This is a genomic window from Qipengyuania seohaensis, assembly GCF_002795865.1.
GTDB classification, from domain to species: domain Bacteria; phylum Pseudomonadota; class Alphaproteobacteria; order Sphingomonadales; family Sphingomonadaceae; genus Qipengyuania; species Qipengyuania seohaensis.
In genome coordinates this window covers 199,368-216,346 of record NZ_CP024920.1, presented here as the reverse complement: position 1 = coordinate 216,346, position 16,979 = coordinate 199,368, and the positions used below count along the sequence as shown (strand labels likewise).

Here is a 16,979-nt window from a genome sequence, read left to right as displayed (position 1 = left end):
GCCGCCCCGAATGGTCTGCGCGGGTCAGGAGTGCAACACCTGTCCGATCGCTTCTGCGGCTGCGATCGTGGATAGATCCGACCAACGTGGTCCCATGACCTGCATTCCGCAGGGAAGGGCGCCCGTCGCGCCGAGCGGAAGAACGGTGGAGGGAAGGTTGGGGAAAGTCGCCAGCCCAGCCCAGCACAGGCCGGACGCTCCGCGGACCTGCCGGCCGTTGATCTCGATCTCTCCGTCGAAGACCCTTCCATCGCGATGCGGCACGGCCAGCACGGGGGCGGGCGGGGCGAGGACGAAATCGTAGGTCTCGAACAGCTTCGCCCAGGCCGCCTCGTTGCGATACTGCAGGTCGAGCATATTGAACCAGTCGGTTGCGCTGGCTCGCTTGCCGTCCTTGCCGGGTGCGCCGCGCGCCATCGCTACGTTGAGCATGCGCATGTAATCGGCATGCTGCGCGGCAAGGTCGGGCAAGAGATCGCTGCCGGTGTCCACTGTCGCGCCTGCCCGGCGCAGCGTGTCGAGCGCAGCCTCCAGAGGACCGCGAACGCCGTCATCGGTCTCGCATTCGGGATGATCGACGAGCGCGAGCAAGCGCATCCGGGAAAGAGGCGCGCGACGCTCTTCGAGCGGGCGATCGCTGGTCAGGCGCAGCAGGAGGGATAGGTCCGCTGCATTGCGGGCGAGTGGGCCTGCAATCGAGAGCGCTCCGTCATGGGCGCCGCGACCGGCCATGAGAGGATGGTCGTGCCCTTCCTTGCTGATGATGCCCCAGCTGGTCTTATGGCCCCACACGCCGCAGAAATGGGCCGGTACGCGGACGGAGCCGCCGATGTCGGTTCCGAACTCGCAGGGCACCATTCCGCTGGCGACAGCTGCTGCCGACCCGCCCGACGAACCGCCGGGTGAACGCTCATGGTCGTGCGGATTGTTGGTCCGGCCATATACCGGATTGTTTGACTGCCAGTCCGCCAGGTCGGGCGGCACGTTGGTTTTGCCGAGGAAGATGACGCCCGCTGCTTTCAATTTGCGGACGACTGCGGAATCATGCGCCGCGATATTGTCGCGGTGTGCCTGGTGACCCCAAGTGGTCGGGAGCCCGGCGATGTCGAAGCTTTCCTTGATCGTCATCGGGACACCGAACAGGGGCGTGGCGTCGGAAGGGGCTGACCTGTTCATGCTCTTCGCGGTGTCGCGGGCGCGGTCGAAATCGCATACAACGACCGCGTTGATGTGCGTATCGAGGTGCTCGATCCGCGCAATCGCCGCGTCAACAGCCTCGAGCGCGGACAATTCACCCGCCGCAATGCGCGCCGCCGTTTCGATGGCTCCTGGTTTGTCGGTCAGTTTCGGATAGGCCATGGAATCTCCCCTCGCTTTCCAGACTAATGGACGGCGCCGGGGCCGACAACATCATAGAATGATCCACGTTTCGGGATAAATACTAACTCGGACGAACGCCGACATCCTTTGCTCGCCCGATCATTGCAAGCCCCGCCAACATACCGATGATTGATGCTGCTCCGTATCCCACCAGAGGTACAGGGTAGGGGCCGAGCAAGGAGGCGATCAGGAAGCCGAAATATGCGGCCACCAAGGCAAGGCGATCTGCAAGCGGGAAGTGTCGAAATAGAATGATCGCGAACGGCATCAAAAGGAGCAGGCCTATTCCGACAGCCTGCACTGGCTCTTTCAAATCCGACCACAAAAACGGCAGCACGTTCTCGACGAATGCGACCGGAGGCAAATCTCCCCGCCAACAGGCCTGGGCGGTCACCGCCAAGCCCAGCAGTGCGACCCGCATTGGCTTCCAGTCCCGGTTTCGCAAGGCAAGCGTCGATAATACGAGCGTGAGGGCGAGGCATGATGCGGCATCGGGTTGGAGGCCGCAAATGACGAGGGCAACGGCCAAAGGCCAAGTGCCGCTTTCTCCGAGACGAACAGACAAGACCGCAAGGGGCGGTATCAATAGCTGGCCCGAGTGAAGCTGAACCGGACCAAGGGGCAGCCAACGCGCCACTCCATCAATGGAAGGGCCCAGGATCATCGGCAGGCAGAGGAGAAAGAGCAGTCCGGCAATGACGTACCGGACCCGCCCAATATCTTCGGGCGCTCGCACGAGATGGGCGAAAAGCAATCCGATCATCAATGCAGACGAGTTCACCAGCGAGTAGTGCGATGGCGCTTCGTTCAGCAAGAAAACGAACATGCCGCCGATGACCGGCAAGCCTACCAGCGAAGGGGCGAAACGAGTCCCGCTGGTATCCTTGCCGGTCATATTATCAGATGTGGATCGGCTTGCCCTGGACGCCCATCGCCGCTTCCTTGATCGCTTCGGAATGCGTCGGGTGAGCGTGGCAGGTGTAGGCAATGTCTTCGGATGTAGCGCCGAATTCCATGGCCTGCGTCGCCTGCTGGATCATGGTGCCTGCCACGCTTGCAATAGCCCAGACGCCAAGCACGCGGTCGCTTTCGGCCTCTGCGATGACCTTCACAAAGCCGTCGGGTTCGTGGTTGGTCTTGGCGCGGCTGTTGGCCATCATGGGGAACTTGCCGACCTTGATGGCCTTCTTGTCGCCGCCCATTTTCTCGATCGCTTCGGCCTCCGTCAGGCCGACACCGGCAAACTCGGGCCAGGTGTAGACCACGCCGGGAATGAGATCGTGGTTCACGATGCCGGTCTGGCCGGCAACATTCTCGGCGCAGGCGATGCCTTCATCCTCGGCCTTGTGAGCGAGCATCGGCCCGGGAACGACGTCGCCGATGGCCCAGACGCCATCCACCTTGGTGCGGAAGTCGTGATCGACTTCGATCTGGCCGCGCTTGTTCGTCTCGATGCCGATCGCATCGAGACCCAGGCCGTCGGTATTCGGCTTGCGTCCGATGGACACGAGCACGCAATCGGCTTCGAGCGTTTCTCCGTCACCGCCAGCGGACGGTTCCAGCGTCAGCGTGGCCTTCTTGCCCTTCACGGTGCAGCCGGTGACTTTGGTCGAAAGGCGCAGCTCCATGCCCTGCTTCTTGAAGATCTTGGCCGCTTCCTTGCGGACATCGTCGTCCATGCCGGGAAGCAGTTTGTCGAGATATTCGACGACGATCACTTCCGCGCCAAGGCGACGCCAGACGGACCCAAGTTCAAGGCCGATAACGCCGCCACCGATGACGACCATCTTTTTCGGTACGGACTTAAGTTCCAGCGCGCCGGTGGAATCGACCACGATCTGCTTGTCATTGTCGACTTCGACGCCCGGGAGCGGAGTGACAGAAGAGCCCGTGGCGATGATGATGTCCTTGGCGGTGACCGTTTCGTCCCCGACCTTGACCGTGTGCGCATCCTGGAAGGTGGCATGCCCCTTCTTCCAGTCGACCTTGTTCTTCTTGAACAGGAATTCGATGCCGCCCGTCAGGCCCTTTACCGCATCGCGGCGCTGGGCGTGCATTGCATCGAGGTTCAACTTTGGCGAAACCTCGATACCCATTTCGGCCATGGTGCCATTGCTTGCCGCATCGAAGAATTCCGACGCGTGCAGCATCGCCTTGGAGGGAATGCAGCCCACGTTGAGGCAGGTTCCGCCCAGCGTTTCGCGGCTTTCCGCACAAGCGGTCTTCAGGCCCAGCTGTGCAGCGCGGATAGCGGCGACATAGCCACCCGGGCCAGCGCCGATGACGAGGACGTCGTAGTCGTATTCAGCCATGTGTCTTTCCTCAGAGGTCGATCAGCATCCGGGTCGGATCTTCGATCGCTTCCTTGATGATTTTGAGAGCGGTCACAGCCTCGCGGCCGTCGATCAGGCGGTGGTCGTAGGACAGGGCGATATACATCATCGGGCGGATGACGATTTCGCCGTCGACGACGACCGGGCGGTCCTCGATGCGGTGGAGGCCGAGGACGGCGCTCTGCGGCGGGTTGATGATCGGGGTCGACATGAGCGATCCGAAGACGCCGCCGTTGGAAATGGTGAAGGTGCCGCCCTTCATGTCTTCCATCGTCAGCGTACCTTCCTTGGCGCGCTTGCCGAAGTCGGCGATATCCTTCTCGATGCGCGCAAATCCCTTGTCCTGCGCGTCGCGGATGACCGGAACGACGAGGCCGTTGGGGGCGCTCACCGCGACCGAGATGTCGACGTAATCGTGATAGACGATCTCGTCGCCCTCGATATAGGCGTTGACTGCCGGCACGTCCTTCAGCGCAAGGCAGGCAGCCTTTGCGAAGAAGCCCATGAAGCCCAAACGGATGTCGTGCTTCTTGGCGAAGAGGTCCTTGTACCTGGTACGGGCCTCGATCACCGCCGACATGTCGACATCGTTGAAGGTGGTCAGCAGCGCCGCATTGTCCTGTGCGCCCTTGAGGCGCTTGGCGATGGTCTGGCGCATGCGCGTCATCTTGACGCGTTCCTCGCGGCGCTCGCCCGCCGGAGCCGACGGAGTAGCGGCCTGGGCAGGCGCGGCATCGGCAATCGTGCCGCCATCCTTTTTCGCCTTCGCAGCGGCGATTACGTCTTCCTTCGTGAGGCGGCCGTCCCTGCCGGTGCCCTTGATGGTGGAGGGATCGACGCCGTGTTCAAGAACCGCGCGGCGAACGGCCGGCGAAAGCGTCTGCGATGCGTCGGAAGAAGCCGCGGGAGCGCTCGCTTCGGCGCGCTCTTCCTTTCCCTCTTCCCGCTGTTCTGCAGCGCGTCCGGCTTCTTCGCCCTTGGCAGCAGGTGCGCCGCCTTCCTCGATCACGGCCAGAACCGCGCCGACTTCGACGGTATCGCCAACAGCGACCTTGAATTCGGTGATCACGCCCGCAACGGGCGAGGGGGCCTCGACCGCGACCTTGTCGGTTTCGAGGCTGACGATCGGTTCGTCCACGGCGACGGCATCGCCGACGTTTTTCAGCAATTCGCCGATGGAGGCTTCGGTAACGCTCTCGCCGAGCGCGGGGACTTTGACTTCGGTGGCCATGGTCAGGTGGTTCCTCTTAGGACCTCGATCAGGTGCAATTGCTGGTGGCGGCGGAATGGTCGCCGTTGAGGCCGAGCGCGATGTTGACCAGCGCTTCCTGCTGGACCTTGTGTCGGCTGGCAAATCCGGTGGCGGGCGATGCGGCGACTTCGCGACCGGCGTAGCAGGGACGCATGCCCTTCTTGCCGGCCTTCTCTGCCGCTTCCTCGATCAGGCGATCGACGAAAAACCATGCGCCGTTGTTCTTGGGCTCTTCCTGGCACCACACGATGGTCTCGAGGTTCTTCATCCGCTCGAGACGGACTGCCAGCGGTTCGCCGGGGAAGGGATAAAGCTGCTCGATGCGGACGATGGATACATCGTCCACCCCGGCTTCGTCACGACGTTGCATCAGGTCGTATGCGACCTTGCCCGAACACAGGACAAGGCGTTTCACCTTGTCGTCGGCAATCGTCTTCAGGTCCGACTTGATGCGCATGAAATGCGTATCGCCGAGGAAGCCTTCCGCTTCGCTTTTGGCCATGGGATGGCGCAGCAACGATTTCGGCGTCATGATCACGAGCGGTTTCCGGAAGGAACGCAGCATCTGGCGGCGAAGGACGTGGAAGTAGTTCGCCGGGTCGGTGATGTTGCAGACCTGGATGTTGTCGTTCGCGCACAGCTGCAGGAAGCGCTCAAGACGCGCCGAGCTGTGTTCCGGACCCTGTCCTTCGTAACCATGCGGCAGCAGCAGGACGAGACCGTTTGCGCGCAGCCATTTGACTTCACCGGCAGCGATGAACTGGTCGATCATGATCTGCGCGCCATTGGCGAAATCGCCGAATTGCGCTTCCCACATTACCAGGCTCTTCGGGTCCGCCATGGCAAAGCCGTATTCGAAGCCGAGTACGCCGTATTCGGACAGCGGGCTGTCGTAGACCTCGAACTTGCCGTGGGGCAGGGTGGTGAGCGGGATGTATTTGCGCTCGTCCTTCTGGTCGACCCAGACGGCGTGACGCTGGCTGAAGGTGCCGCGGCCCGAATCCTGGCCTGACAGGCGGACGCCGAAGCCTTCGGTGACCAGGCTGCCAAAGGCGAGAGCCTCGGCAGTAGCCCAGTCGAAACCGGTCCCGCTGTCGAACATTTCCTTCTTCGCCTTGAGCACGCGGCCCAGCGTTTTGTGAATGGTCACGTCTTCGGGAACGGTCGTCAGCGTGCGGCCGAGGCTGTCGAAGAGCTTCTTTTCGATCGCCGTTTCGACGTTGCGGCGCGCGCCTTCGGGATCGGCAGGCTTGTTCATGCCCGCCCAGCGACCGCCGAACCAGTCGGCCTCGTCGGGCTTGTAATCCTTGGCGGCGGTGAATTCTTCCTCGAGGTGGGCGTCGAACTCGCTGCGCAGCTGGTCGGCGTAGCCTTTCTCGATGACGCCTTCGTCTTCGAGGCGCTTCGTGTAGAGCTCGCTCACCCGGGGGTGATTGCGGATGGCATCGTACATCAACGGCTGCGTGAACTTGGGCTCGTCGCCCTCGTTGTGGCCGAAGCGGCGATAGCACCACATGTCGATCACGATATCGCGCCCGAAGGTCTGGCGATATTCGATGGCCAGCTTGCAGGCGAAGGTCACGGCTTCCGGATCGTCGCCGTTGACGTGGAGGATCGGTGCCTGAACGCCCTTGGCGACGTCGCTGGGGTAGGGCGAGCTACGCGCGAACTGTGGGCTGGTCGTGAAACCGATCTGGTTGTTGATGACGAAGTGCAGGCAGCCACCGGTGTTGTACCCGCGCACGCCCGAGAAACCGAGGCACTCCCACACGATGCCCTGGCCCGCGAAGGCGGCATCTCCGTGAAGCAGGACGGGCAGAACCTGCTCGTGCTTCTTGAGGTCGTCGCGGATTGCCTGCTGCGCGCGGCTCTTGCCTAGGACGACCGGGTTCACCGCCTCGAGGTGCGAGGGGTTGGGCACGAGGCTCATATGCACGTCGATATCGTCGAAGGTGCGATCGGTGCTGGTGCCAAGATGGTATTTCACATCGCCCGAACCGCCGACATCATCCGGGTTGGAAGACCCGCCGGAAAATTCGTGAAAGATAACCTTGTAGGGCTTGCCCATCACGTTCGCGAGGACGTTGAGGCGGCCGCGGTGGGCCATACCGTAGATGATCTCACGCACGCCCTGCTGGCCGCCATACTTGATGACCGCTTCGAGAGCGGGGATCATGCTCTCGCCGCCATCAAGACCGAAACGCTTGGTGCCGACGTACTTCTTGCCGAGGAATTTCTCATATTCCTCGCCCCTGATTACGGAGGCGAGAATGGCGCGCTTGCCTTCGTCGGTGAACTGGATCGTGTCTTCGGGCTGTTCGAACTTGTCCTGGAGGAAGCGGCGTTCCTCCGTGTCCGAAATGTGCATGTATTCGAGGCCGACGTTGCCGCAATAGGTCGCGCGCAGGGCATCGTAGAGCTCGCGCACGGTAACCCAGTCGAAGCCAAAGACGCCGCCGACGAAGACTTCGCGGTCTTCCTGGCCGGTGAAGCCATGCCATTCCAGTGTCAGGTCTTCCGGCACTTCACGATGAGACAGGCCCAGCGGGTCGAGGTCGGCAGCCAGATGGCCGCGCACGCGATAGAGCCGCACGAGAAGCATGGCGCGGATGCTGTCGTCGGCCGCCTGTTCGATAGCCTTGGGATCGGTGGCCCTGCCGGCCTTCTCCGCGGCCTGCTTGACCGCGAGACGCATCTGGGTGGGGTCGAGCGCTGCGGTCAGATCCGCATCGCTGTCGACCACTTCGGCCAGCCAGCGCGGGTTGCCCCAGCTGGGCCCTTGCTGCGGACCTTCCTGGTCGCCCATCTCGGGCAGGAAATCGTGGCTCTCGTTACCCATCGGGCTACCTTTCGCGCCGACTTTCTTGCCGGCTTATACTGCCAATGCCTCGGCGGTGCGGAAGGCTCCCGGGGAGGAGAAAACCTTTCCGCAGCGTCCCGGGGATCAGGCGAGTTCCTTCAGCATCGCGTCGAGCGTGGTGCCAAGTTCGCTCGGGCTCGGCGAGACGCGGATTCCCGCAGCTTCCATCGCCGCGATCTTGTCGTCCGCGCCGCCCTGGCCGCCCGAGACGATGGCGCCTGCGTGGCCCATGCGGCGGCCCGGAGGCGCCGTGCGGCCGGCGATGAAGCCGACCATGGGCTTCTTGCGACCCTTGGCAGCTTCTTGCTTGATGAATTCCGCCGCTTCTTCTTCCGCGCTACCGCCGATTTCGCCGATCATGATGATCGACTTGGTGTCGTCGTCCGACAGGAACAGGTCCAGCACATCGATGAAGTTGGTGCCGTTGACCGGATCGCCGCCGATGCCGACTGCCGTGGTCTGGCCGAGGCCGACCATGGTGGTCTGGTGCACGGCTTCGTAGGTGAGCGTGCCGGAACGCGAGACAACGCCGACGCTGCCCTTCTTGAAGATTGAGCCGGGCATGATGCCGATCTTGCATTCGTCGGGCGTGAGGACGCCGGGGCAATTCGGGCCGATCAGGCGCGACTTGGAGCCTTCGAGGGCGGCCTTGACGCGCACCATGTCGAGCACGGGAATGCCCTCGGTGATGGCAACGATCAGTTCCATTTCGGCGTCGATCGCTTCGCAGATCGCGTCTGCAGCAAACGGCGGCGGAACGTAGATGCACGAAGCGGTCGCGCCGGTTTCGGCCTTGGCTTCCTTGACGGTGTTGAACTGCGGCAAGCCGATGTGGTCCGTGCCGCCCTTACCGGGAGTCACGCCCGCAACCATCTGCGTCCCGTAATCGAGCGCCTGCTGCGTGTGAAAAGTGCCGGTGTTGCCGGTCATCCCCTGGGTGATGACCTTGGTGTTCTTGTCTACGAGGATGGACATCTAGTCGGCTCCTTCTTCTGGGAAACTGCTACGAAAAGTGTGTAAATTAAGCCCTGTGAGAGTTTCACGAGGGCCATCGCCAGACGTGAAGTAAGCCGTAGCTTTTCCCCCGCCTCCATCGGCAAATCTTCCGCCGGTCAGATCATAATATATGGGACTATCATCGATTTGGCGCTCTTCGATAGGCACATTGGCCCACGCCTCTAAGGCAGCGAGATCAAGTCCTTGCGCATCAGGCTCAACAACCTCGCAGTTGAAGATGTAATCAGAACCTGAAAGCGTTGTAGTTTCCCACATTGCAATCTGAGCCCGATTGGCATTCTTTCGCAGAAAGACAACTTCAGGGCGGTCGAACGCTGGACCGTCGAGCAGCATCTCACGGTGCTTGCCCATCATGCTGTCAGCAGCAGGGGTGAACTCTATCCACCCATTATCCTTAGCTACCGGGAGGCTGGCGCTTAAATCTCCCTTGCCAAGGCAAGCTTCATCGAATGCCTCGAATGCTCCCTTGTCGGATTCAGCGGCCGCCGCAAGATCGGCTTGGCTTGGCGTTGAAGCATTGCCGCAAGAGGCCATAACGATGGCACCCGACGCGACAACCAGGGCGGAGTGGATCTTACGCAAGACTGCTATCCAGCCCCTTACAGGCTTCCAGCAGTTCTTCGACCGCGTCGGTCGAGACCTTGAGGTTGCTCTTTTCCTCGTCCGACAGTTCGATCTCGATCACTTCCTCGGTGCCGCCTGCGCCGATCATCGTGGGCACGCCGACATAGAGGCCATCGAGGCCGTACTTGCCTTCGACATAGCTGGCGCAGGGCAGGATGCGCTTCTGGTCACCCAAGTAAGCTTCGGCCATCGCGATCGCGCTGGTGGCGGGGGCGTAATAGGCCGAGCCGTTGCCGAGCAGACCGACGATCTCGCCGCCGCCCTTGCGGGTACGGTCGACGATTTCGTCGATGCGGCTTTCCGAGACGCCCTTGATCTTCGCGAAATCGTTGACCGGGATGCCGTTGATCGTGGTGTAGCTGGTGACGGGGACCATGGTGTCGCCGTGGCCGCCGAGGACGAAGGCGTTCACGTCCTTCACCGACACGTCGAATTCCCATGCAAGGAAGGTCGCAAAGCGCGCGCTGTCGAGCACGCCGGCCATGCCGACGACCTTGTTGTGCGGCAGGCCGCTGAATTCGCGCAGCGCCCAGACCATCGCGTCGAGCGGGTTGGTGATGCAGATCACGAATGCGTCGGGGCAGTTGTTCTTGATGCCTTCGCCGACCGACTTCATCACCTTGAGGTTGATGCCGAGCAGGTCGTCGCGGCTCATGCCGGGCTTGCGGGGGACACCGGCGGTAACGATGACGACATCTGCACCAGCGATATCGGCATAGTCGTTCGAACCGGTGATCTTGGCGTCGAAGCCTTCGATCGGCCCGCACTGCGACAGGTCGAGCGCCTTGCCCTGCGGCATGCCTTCAGCGATGTCGAACAGGACGATGTCGCCCATTTCCTTCTTCGCCGCGAGGTGGGCGAGGGTGCCGCCGATCATGCCGGAGCCGATGAGCGCGATCTTCTTGCGTGCCATAGGGTGAGTGCGTCCTTCAAACATCGCGGGACGAAATTGCCTGGACCGCTATGGCGCGTGGAGTCCCGCGTGGGTACGCGCGCCCGGTGTTCGAAGGGCGACCTAGGCCCCGAAGCATAGGATTGCAACCGGCAAAAGGTCGCATGCGACAACTATCTTTGCAAATAGTTCGCAGTAGCAATAATGCCGGATTTCGCGGGGAACTTACAAAGAAATGGCCGCGCGGCTTTCAGGTTCCGCGCGGCCAGTGCTTTTGCCGTCGCCCCGTTCAGGTGAGGCGATGCGGCAGGCTCAACCTATGAGCGGCGTATCCTGCCGGATAAGGGCACGCTCGAATTCACTTGCTTCGCGGGCGTCCAGCGTCCGGCAGATGCCTGCCCAGCGCTCACGCTCGTCGATCTCTTCGGCGTCGTGCGCCGCGAGTGCCAACCTGTGCGCTTCCTTGGCGGCGCCAAGCCCATGTTCGGCAAAATGCATCAGCGCATCGCGCAGGTTTTCCATGAGGAAAGGCTCGCCGACCGGATGCCCATTGTCATTGGCCGCAATCCCCGGTGATTGCTTTGCGAGGACGCGCGCAACGGGGGAACGCGCGGTTGTACGCGCGGCGGCAAAATGGACTGACATGGACCCGATCCTCCTGTGCTGCCGCAGGGCTTGTTACCCTCACGGCCCGGCTTCGAGAGACGGTTTAGCGCGCACCCGCTAAACTTCGGTTCCGCGGTATGCTTGAGAAGAGGTTAAATGCCTATTCCGCAGTCTTTTTTCGCGCACCGGGTTCCCTGATCCACCGCCCGCTGTTGCGGTATTCCGGCTTTACGTCGCCGGACTGCGGAGACCCGACGACCGGCGCTGGATTGACGCCGGGAGCGCCGACCTTGGGTTCGGGGGCGATGGTTGCGCCGATGACGGGATCTGCCGGAGGCGGCGAGGTACTGCCCAGCGCTGCCTGCGATGGCAGCGGCGAAGCGCTAGGCGTATTCGGTAGGGCGAGGGGTTCTGCGCCCGCGTACGCGCCCGTAAAGGCTGCCGCGCGGCCAGCGCTACCCTTCCAGCGATAGAAGCGGTGCGCGCCGATCGAACCGATTAGGTCGAGGCTGCTGGCCCAGTAAGGATTGACGGCGTGCGTATGATAATGGGTTGCAAGGCCCACCGGCTGGAAGACATGACCCGACAGCGCGGCAAGCGCCACCGACTGTGCTCTCGCCCATCCGGCGCGGGACGGTTGCCGATTGAGCGATCCGTCGCAAGTGAAGGTAAACTGGCACCCCGTCGTGCGCTCTGAGCCCTGGAACACCACACCGCAGATGCTTGAAGGATAAGCGGGATGGGAGACGCGATTCAGGACCACCTGTGCGACCGCTTCCTGGCCCGACTGGCTTTCGCTGGCGGCTTCGTAATAGACGGCCATCGACAGGCATCTTAGAGCGCGCGCCTTGTCGATCCCGCTGCCGGCACTCTGGAATGCGCGCGCCGTTGCGCCCGCGCCGAAGCGTTCCGTGTACCGCTCGGCATCGAGTGTGCCTTCCGCGATCCGCAATTCAGCGATGTCGATGACGGGTTCGGGAGGCTGGTCGAGATAGTAGAATGCCGAGCCCGGAAAGCTCTGACCTGCAATTTCGAACGGCATGGGCTGGACCGGCGGCTCGCCCTGCGCGATTCCCATCGCCTTGGCAAAGCCCGGCCATGCCCCCTGCGCAGCAGCGATGGGCAGGGCAACGGCGAGTACCACCACAGCCACCCGGCGCAGCATCTGCCGACGCGAGCGGGCCTGCGCTTCGCGCGCAGCCCTCCTGCTCGACACTGGTGTTTCCCGATGCTGCATGACGCGTTCCATACCGCAGGATCGCATAGCGGGGAAAGGTTAATAGCAAGGCCCTTGCCCGCCCCGCGAACCCACCGTATTGGCGCGAGACATTGGTACGGGTTGTCCGCGAAGGCGGACCTAAGAGGGAACGGGGTGATGAAGCCCCGGCTGCCCCCGCAACTGTGACCGGGGAGCGATCCCGCCAGATGCCACTGCCCCGCGGGGTGGGAAGGCGGCGGGAAAGCGTCGATCCGGCGAGCCAGGAGACCTGCCTGTTCCAGTCGTTCGGCCACGGGCGGGGTGCACCGATGGCAAACGCGGATGGAAGCAATTTTGCTCCCTCCCGTCATGAGCGGCAGTTCGTTCATGATAGGAGGTTTCGTGTATAAATACTTGTTTCTTTTGACTGTTTCGGCGCTTCCCGTTTCCGCTGCGGCGCAATCGGCGAGCGAGGAGGCGCTGGCGGAAATCATCGCCGCCCAGGATGCCGAGCAGGCACAGGAAATGGAAGTCGATGATCCGCTGGCAACCGCTCCAGGCCATCATGGCTACCAGAGATTGGAGCCGCAGATCACGGTCACCGCCAATGGCCTATCCACCGCCATCGAGAACACGGGGCAGGCCGTCACGATCATCGAGCGCGACGAGATCGAAAGCCTGCAGGGTGCAGACGCCACGCGGGTTCTCCAACGCACGCCCGGCCTGTCTTTCTCGCGCAATGGCGGGGTTGGCGGTTTTACCGGCGTCAACATTCGCGGTGCCAGTGCCGACCAGGTCCTCGTGCTGGTCGACGGTGTCCGGGTGGCCGATCCGGCCGCGCCGGGTGGCGGCTTCGATTTCGGCAACCAGTTGACGGGAATGGCCGGAAAGTTCGACATTCTGAGAGGATCGAACTCGACCATCTGGGGAAGCGAAGCGATCGGGGGCGTCGTGGACATCTCCATCCGCGCCGAGACCGGTATGAAAGGCACGCTGGAATATGGCGCGCGCGAGACATTCGGGGCCAATGTGGCCACCGGAGTGAGCGGTGAAAAAGCCTATGTCGGCCTGAACGGATCGTGGTTCTCGACCGACGGATTTTCCGCTGCCGCGAATGGCACCGAAGCGGACGGTTTCCAGCAGTTTGCCATCGGAGGTGTCGGCTTCCTCGACCTCACCGACAGTCTCGAATTGTTCACGCACCTCAACTGGAGCGAAGGCAAGCTCGACATAGACGGCTTTCCGCCTCCTTCATTCGCCCTCGCCGATACCCTGGAAACGCAGGAAACGCGCCGTCACTGGGGTGATCTCGGGCTCGCCTATTATGGCAATGATTTGACGCTGCGCGCAGCCTACAGCTTGTCCGACACCCAGCGCGACAACCTTGATGAGGGCGGGGGCGTGACTTTCGGCAGCAAGGGCAAGTCCGAGCGTGTGCAATTGCGAGGCGAGTATCGTTTGCTTGGCGGGCTCAGCTTCGCTTTCGGCGGCGAGAAGGAATGGACCGAGTTCGAGACCAATTTCGACGCTCCCGCCGAGACGGAGATCACCGGCCTCTACGGCCAGCTCGGCTGGGTGATGGGACGCCTTGCGATCCATGTCGGCGGGCGGATCGACGATCACGAGCAATTCGGCACCGGGACCAGCTTTGGCGGCGATATCAGCTATGGCTTTGGCGATGACTGGCGCCTGCGCGCAAGCCTTGGCGAAGGGTTCAAGGCTCCCACGCTCTACCAATTGCTGTCCTTCTATGGGAATACCGACCTAGAACCTGAAGAAAGCACCAGTTTCGACATCGGGATCGAGCGTGGCCGCCGCGATCGTGGACTTTACCTCTCGCTGACGGGTTTTCGCCGCGATAGCGACAATTTGATCGGCTTCGCCTTCACGTCCGACCGCCCGTCCGGTGTTTACCAGAACACCGATCGTGCACGCGCGCAGGGGATCGAGGCGGAAGCGGGTTTCGATGTGACGGGATCGCTCCGCGTGTCGGGCGCATTCGCTCTGGTGGATGCGGAAGATCGCGGCAGCGGCCTCGACCTTGCGCGCAGGCCGCAGAGTTTCGGCACTGTATTTGCCGATTGGGAGAGCGGTTTCGGGCTGAAGCTGGGCGTCGACCTCCGACTCTCCGGCTCATCCTTCGATAACGCCGCCAACACCGTGGAACTCGACGGCTACGAGGTCCTCGACCTGAGGGCCGCGTTCGACATCGGCGAGAGCCTCGAGCTGTTCGGTCGCGTCGAGAACGTGCTGGACACCGACTACCGCGTCGTATCCGGCTATCAAACGCCGGGCAGAGGAGCCTTTGTCGGCCTGAGGGCGCAGATGTGAACCGCATCGCGCCCGCCTTGCTGCTGGTCCTGACCGCCTGTTCCGGCGGTCGGGAGCTGCGGGACGAGGGCAGCGACAGGCCCACCATCGTCAGCCTCAACCCGTGCACCGACGCGATCCTGGCCGAGGTCGCGGATCCCCGGCAATTGCTGGCCATCTCGCATTACAGCAAGGACTCTCGCGCCAGTTCGATGGAGCCGGAAGTTGCGGCACGATATCCGTCGACCGGCGGCACTGTGGAAGAGATCCTTGCACTCGAACCCGATATCGTCGTCGCCTCCACCTTCATTGCCCCTGCAACGCGTGCGGCGCTCGGTGATCTCGGGCGGAGGGTCGAAACTTTCGGAAGCGTGGCGAGCGTGGAGGCTAGCATCGAACAGGTGCGCCAGCTTGCTCGCCTGACGGGCGATCCAGAAAGGGGAGAGGCTCTGGTTGCTTCGATCGAGGGAGCGATTGCCGACGCTGGTGCGGAGGGCAGGCCGGTCCAAGCAGCTGTGTGGCAACCCTCAGGGATCGTGCCGGGCGAGGGCGCGCTTATCAGCGATCTCCTCCGACGCACAGGCTTTGCCAGCTATGGCGCTGCCCGTGGCATGGCGCAGGCCGATTTCCTCTCGCTGGAACAGGTCGTGGCCGATCCACCCGAAGTCTTGCTGATAGCCGGCAGCGACGCGGGCCAGCGTCACCCTCTCCTGTCCGACCTGCCGCAGATGCACCGCGAGAGTTTCGACACGAGCCTCCTCTATTGCGGTGGCCCGACTATCATCCGAGCGACGGAACGGCTGAAGCAAATCCGGCAGGGAGCGTCATGAACCGCGCGGTCCTCATCATGGCTGCCTTGCTGGCAATTGCGTTGCCGCTGTCGCTGCTTGCAGGGCGGGTGTGGATCGATCCTGCCACAACGCCCAATGCCGCGCTCATCCTTGGCGAGCTTCGCTTGCCTCGCGCGGTGTTGGCGATTGTGGTCGGTGCAGGGCTCGGTTCGGCTGGGGCGGCCATGCAAGGATACTTGCGCAACCCGTTGGCCGATCCGGGCCTGTTCGGGATTGCGCCCGGCGCGGCTTTGGGCGCGGTAACGGCCCTTTTCTTCGGATTTACGGCGAGCGCATGGCTGCTTCCGCTCTTCGCGCTGATCGGTGCGGGCGGGGCTATGGCGCTGCTTGCTTTGATTGCCGGCCGCACCGGTGGCATTGCGCTATTCACGCTGGCAGGGCTGATGGTGGCGAGCCTTGCAGGCGCGCTTACCGCGCTGGCCATTTCCATGGCGCCCAACGCCTTTGCTATGAGCGAGATCGTGCTGTGGCTGAATGGCGCGCTGACCGACCGCAGCTGGCGCGAGGTCTGGCTTGCAGCTCCCATGGTCGTGGTCGGCATCGTATTGCTGGCGCGGGCAGGTGGAGGTCTCGACGCACTGACATTAGGAGAGCCGGTCGCACGCTCGCTGGGCGTCGATACGAACCGGCTCCTGTGGCTGCTGATCCTTGGCGTCGGCCTTACCGTGGGAGCGGGTGTCGCCGTTGCCGGCATCATCGGCTTTGTCGGACTGATCGTTCCGCACCTCGTCCGCCCCCTGACAGACCGGCGCCCCTCACAGCTTATCCTGCCGAGCGCGCTCGCAGGCGCCTTGCTGGTGCTTGTCGCGGATAGCGTGGTGCGCATCCTGCCGCTGGTGACCGAGCTGCGGCTGGGAATTGCATTGAGCCTGCTCGGCGCGCCCTTCTTCCTGTGGCTGCTGCTGCGCATGCGGAAGGGGCTGGCATGATGCTCGAAGCACGCGACCTCGTGCTCGAGGACAGGCTCTCCCATGTCAGCATAAGCCTGCGGCCTGGGGAAATCACCGCGATCTGCGGCCCCAACGGTGCGGGCAAGTCGAGCCTTCTCGAAGCGCTGGCGGGACTTTTGGAACTCGATTCCGGCACCATACAACTCAACGGCAAAGACCTTGCGTCACACACGCCGCGCGAGCGGGCGCAGGCAATTGGGTACCTGCCGCAGGATCACATTGTCGCATGGGATGTGCCGGTCAGGCGTCTCGTCGAACTGGGGCGGATGCCGTACGCCGACAAGCGGCACGAACCGGTCGATGCAGCCTTGCAGGCGCTCGATGTCGATCACCTGACAGACCGACGGGCGCAATCGCTTTCCGGCGGCGAGACGGCACGCGTCCTGCTGGCACGCGTGCTTGCTGGAGAGCCGCAGTGGATCCTGGCTGACGAACCGCTGGCCGCGCTCGACATCGGGCACCAGCTGGCCCTGCTCAAACACCTGCGACGAGCCGCCGATAGCGGCATCGGCGTCGTGCTGGTGCTGCACGACCTGTCCCATGCCATGAACCATGCTGATCGCGTCATCGTGCTGGACGAAGGCGCGCTGGCCGCGGACGATCACCCTCACCGTGCGCTTTCAGCGGAGATGGTTCAGCGGGTATGGAAGACAGAGGTGGATTGGATCGAGCGCGAGGGCCGCATGGCACTCATGCCGATGTGATC

At 62.9% G+C, this 16,979-nt stretch carries 14 protein-coding genes and 1 riboswitch; of the genes, 4 read left to right on the top strand and 10 right to left on the bottom strand.

Features of this window, described 5'->3' with window-relative positions:
* Nucleotides 1–24 precede the first annotated feature (24 nt).
* The 10 genes from CVE41_RS01015 to CVE41_RS00970 all read right to left on the bottom strand — a co-directional run bounded on the left by CVE41_RS01015 (nt 25) and on the right by CVE41_RS00970 (nt 12,201).
* Nucleotides 25–1,359 (bottom strand): amidase family protein, encoded by a 1,335-nt coding sequence (locus tag CVE41_RS01015; RefSeq protein WP_100259010.1) that lies wholly within the window; start codon nt 1,357–1,359, stop codon nt 25–27.
* Between the two features lie 82 nt (nt 1,360–1,441).
* Nucleotides 1,442–2,275: a hypothetical protein gene (locus tag CVE41_RS01010; RefSeq protein WP_100259009.1), complete on the bottom strand. Its 834-nt coding sequence runs from the start codon at nt 2,273–2,275 to the stop codon at nt 1,442–1,444.
* A gap of 4 nt (nt 2,276–2,279) precedes the next feature.
* A complete protein-coding gene (gene lpdA, locus CVE41_RS01005; RefSeq protein ID WP_100259008.1) occupies nt 2,280–3,692 on the bottom strand; it encodes a dihydrolipoyl dehydrogenase in 1,413 nt (470 codons plus the stop codon).
* A gap of 10 nt (nt 3,693–3,702) precedes the next feature.
* A complete protein-coding gene (odhB, locus tag CVE41_RS01000) occupies nt 3,703–4,944 on the bottom strand; it encodes a 2-oxoglutarate dehydrogenase complex dihydrolipoyllysine-residue succinyltransferase (RefSeq protein ID WP_100259007.1) in 1,242 nt (413 codons plus the stop codon).
* A 28-nt stretch (nt 4,945–4,972) separates the two neighbouring features.
* Nucleotides 4,973–7,804, bottom strand: coding sequence for a 2-oxoglutarate dehydrogenase E1 component (locus tag CVE41_RS00995; protein ID WP_100259006.1), 2,832 nt, complete (start codon nt 7,802–7,804; stop codon nt 4,973–4,975).
* A gap of 105 nt (nt 7,805–7,909) precedes the next feature.
* Entirely contained in the window at nt 7,910–8,800 is an 891-nt protein-coding gene (gene sucD, locus CVE41_RS00990; RefSeq protein ID WP_100259005.1) for a succinate--CoA ligase subunit alpha, read from the bottom strand.
* Nucleotides 8,801–9,424 carry a hypothetical protein gene (locus CVE41_RS00985; protein ID WP_100259004.1) on the bottom strand — a complete coding sequence of 208 codons (624 nt, stop codon included), beginning with the start codon at nt 9,422–9,424 and terminating at the stop codon, nt 8,801–8,803.
* The gene (gene mdh, locus CVE41_RS00980; RefSeq protein WP_100259003.1) at nt 9,417–10,379 is read right to left on the bottom strand and encodes a malate dehydrogenase; all 963 of its coding nucleotides are present in this window, start codon (nt 10,377–10,379) and stop codon (nt 9,417–9,419) included. Before mdh ends, CVE41_RS00985 begins: the two co-directional genes overlap by 8 nt.
* 291 nt (nt 10,380–10,670) lie before the next feature.
* Nucleotides 10,671–11,003 carry a hypothetical protein gene (locus CVE41_RS00975; protein WP_100259002.1) on the bottom strand — a complete coding sequence of 111 codons (333 nt, stop codon included), beginning with the start codon at nt 11,001–11,003 and terminating at the stop codon, nt 10,671–10,673.
* A 121-nt stretch (nt 11,004–11,124) separates the two neighbouring features.
* Entirely contained in the window at nt 11,125–12,201 is a 1,077-nt protein-coding gene (locus CVE41_RS00970; RefSeq protein WP_232725737.1) for a cell wall hydrolase, read from the bottom strand.
* 82 nt (nt 12,202–12,283) lie between these two features.
* Nucleotides 12,284–12,473: riboswitch (cobalamin riboswitch) on the top strand.
* Nucleotides 12,474–12,564: 91 nt separating this feature from the next.
* On the opposite strand from CVE41_RS00970, the gene CVE41_RS00965 reads away from it, so the two are divergent.
* The 4 genes from CVE41_RS00965 to CVE41_RS00950 are packed head-to-tail and all read left to right on the top strand — an operon-like array spanning nt 12,565 to nt 16,977.
* On the top strand, nt 12,565–14,493 hold the full coding sequence (locus tag CVE41_RS00965) for a TonB-dependent receptor plug domain-containing protein (RefSeq protein WP_232725736.1): 1,929 nt from the start codon (nt 12,565–12,567) through the stop codon (nt 14,491–14,493).
* On the top strand, nt 14,490–15,302 hold the full coding sequence (locus CVE41_RS00960) for an ABC transporter substrate-binding protein (RefSeq protein WP_232725735.1): 813 nt from the start codon (nt 14,490–14,492) through the stop codon (nt 15,300–15,302). Before CVE41_RS00965 ends, CVE41_RS00960 begins: the two co-directional genes overlap by 4 nt.
* Nucleotides 15,299–16,252 carry a FecCD family ABC transporter permease gene (locus CVE41_RS00955; RefSeq protein ID WP_100259001.1) on the top strand — a complete coding sequence of 318 codons (954 nt, stop codon included), beginning with the start codon at nt 15,299–15,301 and terminating at the stop codon, nt 16,250–16,252. Before CVE41_RS00960 ends, CVE41_RS00955 begins: the two co-directional genes overlap by 4 nt.
* Nucleotides 16,249–16,977: an ABC transporter ATP-binding protein gene (locus tag CVE41_RS00950; RefSeq protein ID WP_100261303.1), complete on the top strand. Its 729-nt coding sequence runs from the start codon at nt 16,249–16,251 to the stop codon at nt 16,975–16,977. Before CVE41_RS00955 ends, CVE41_RS00950 begins: the two co-directional genes overlap by 4 nt.
* Nucleotides 16,978–16,979 lie beyond the last annotated feature (2 nt).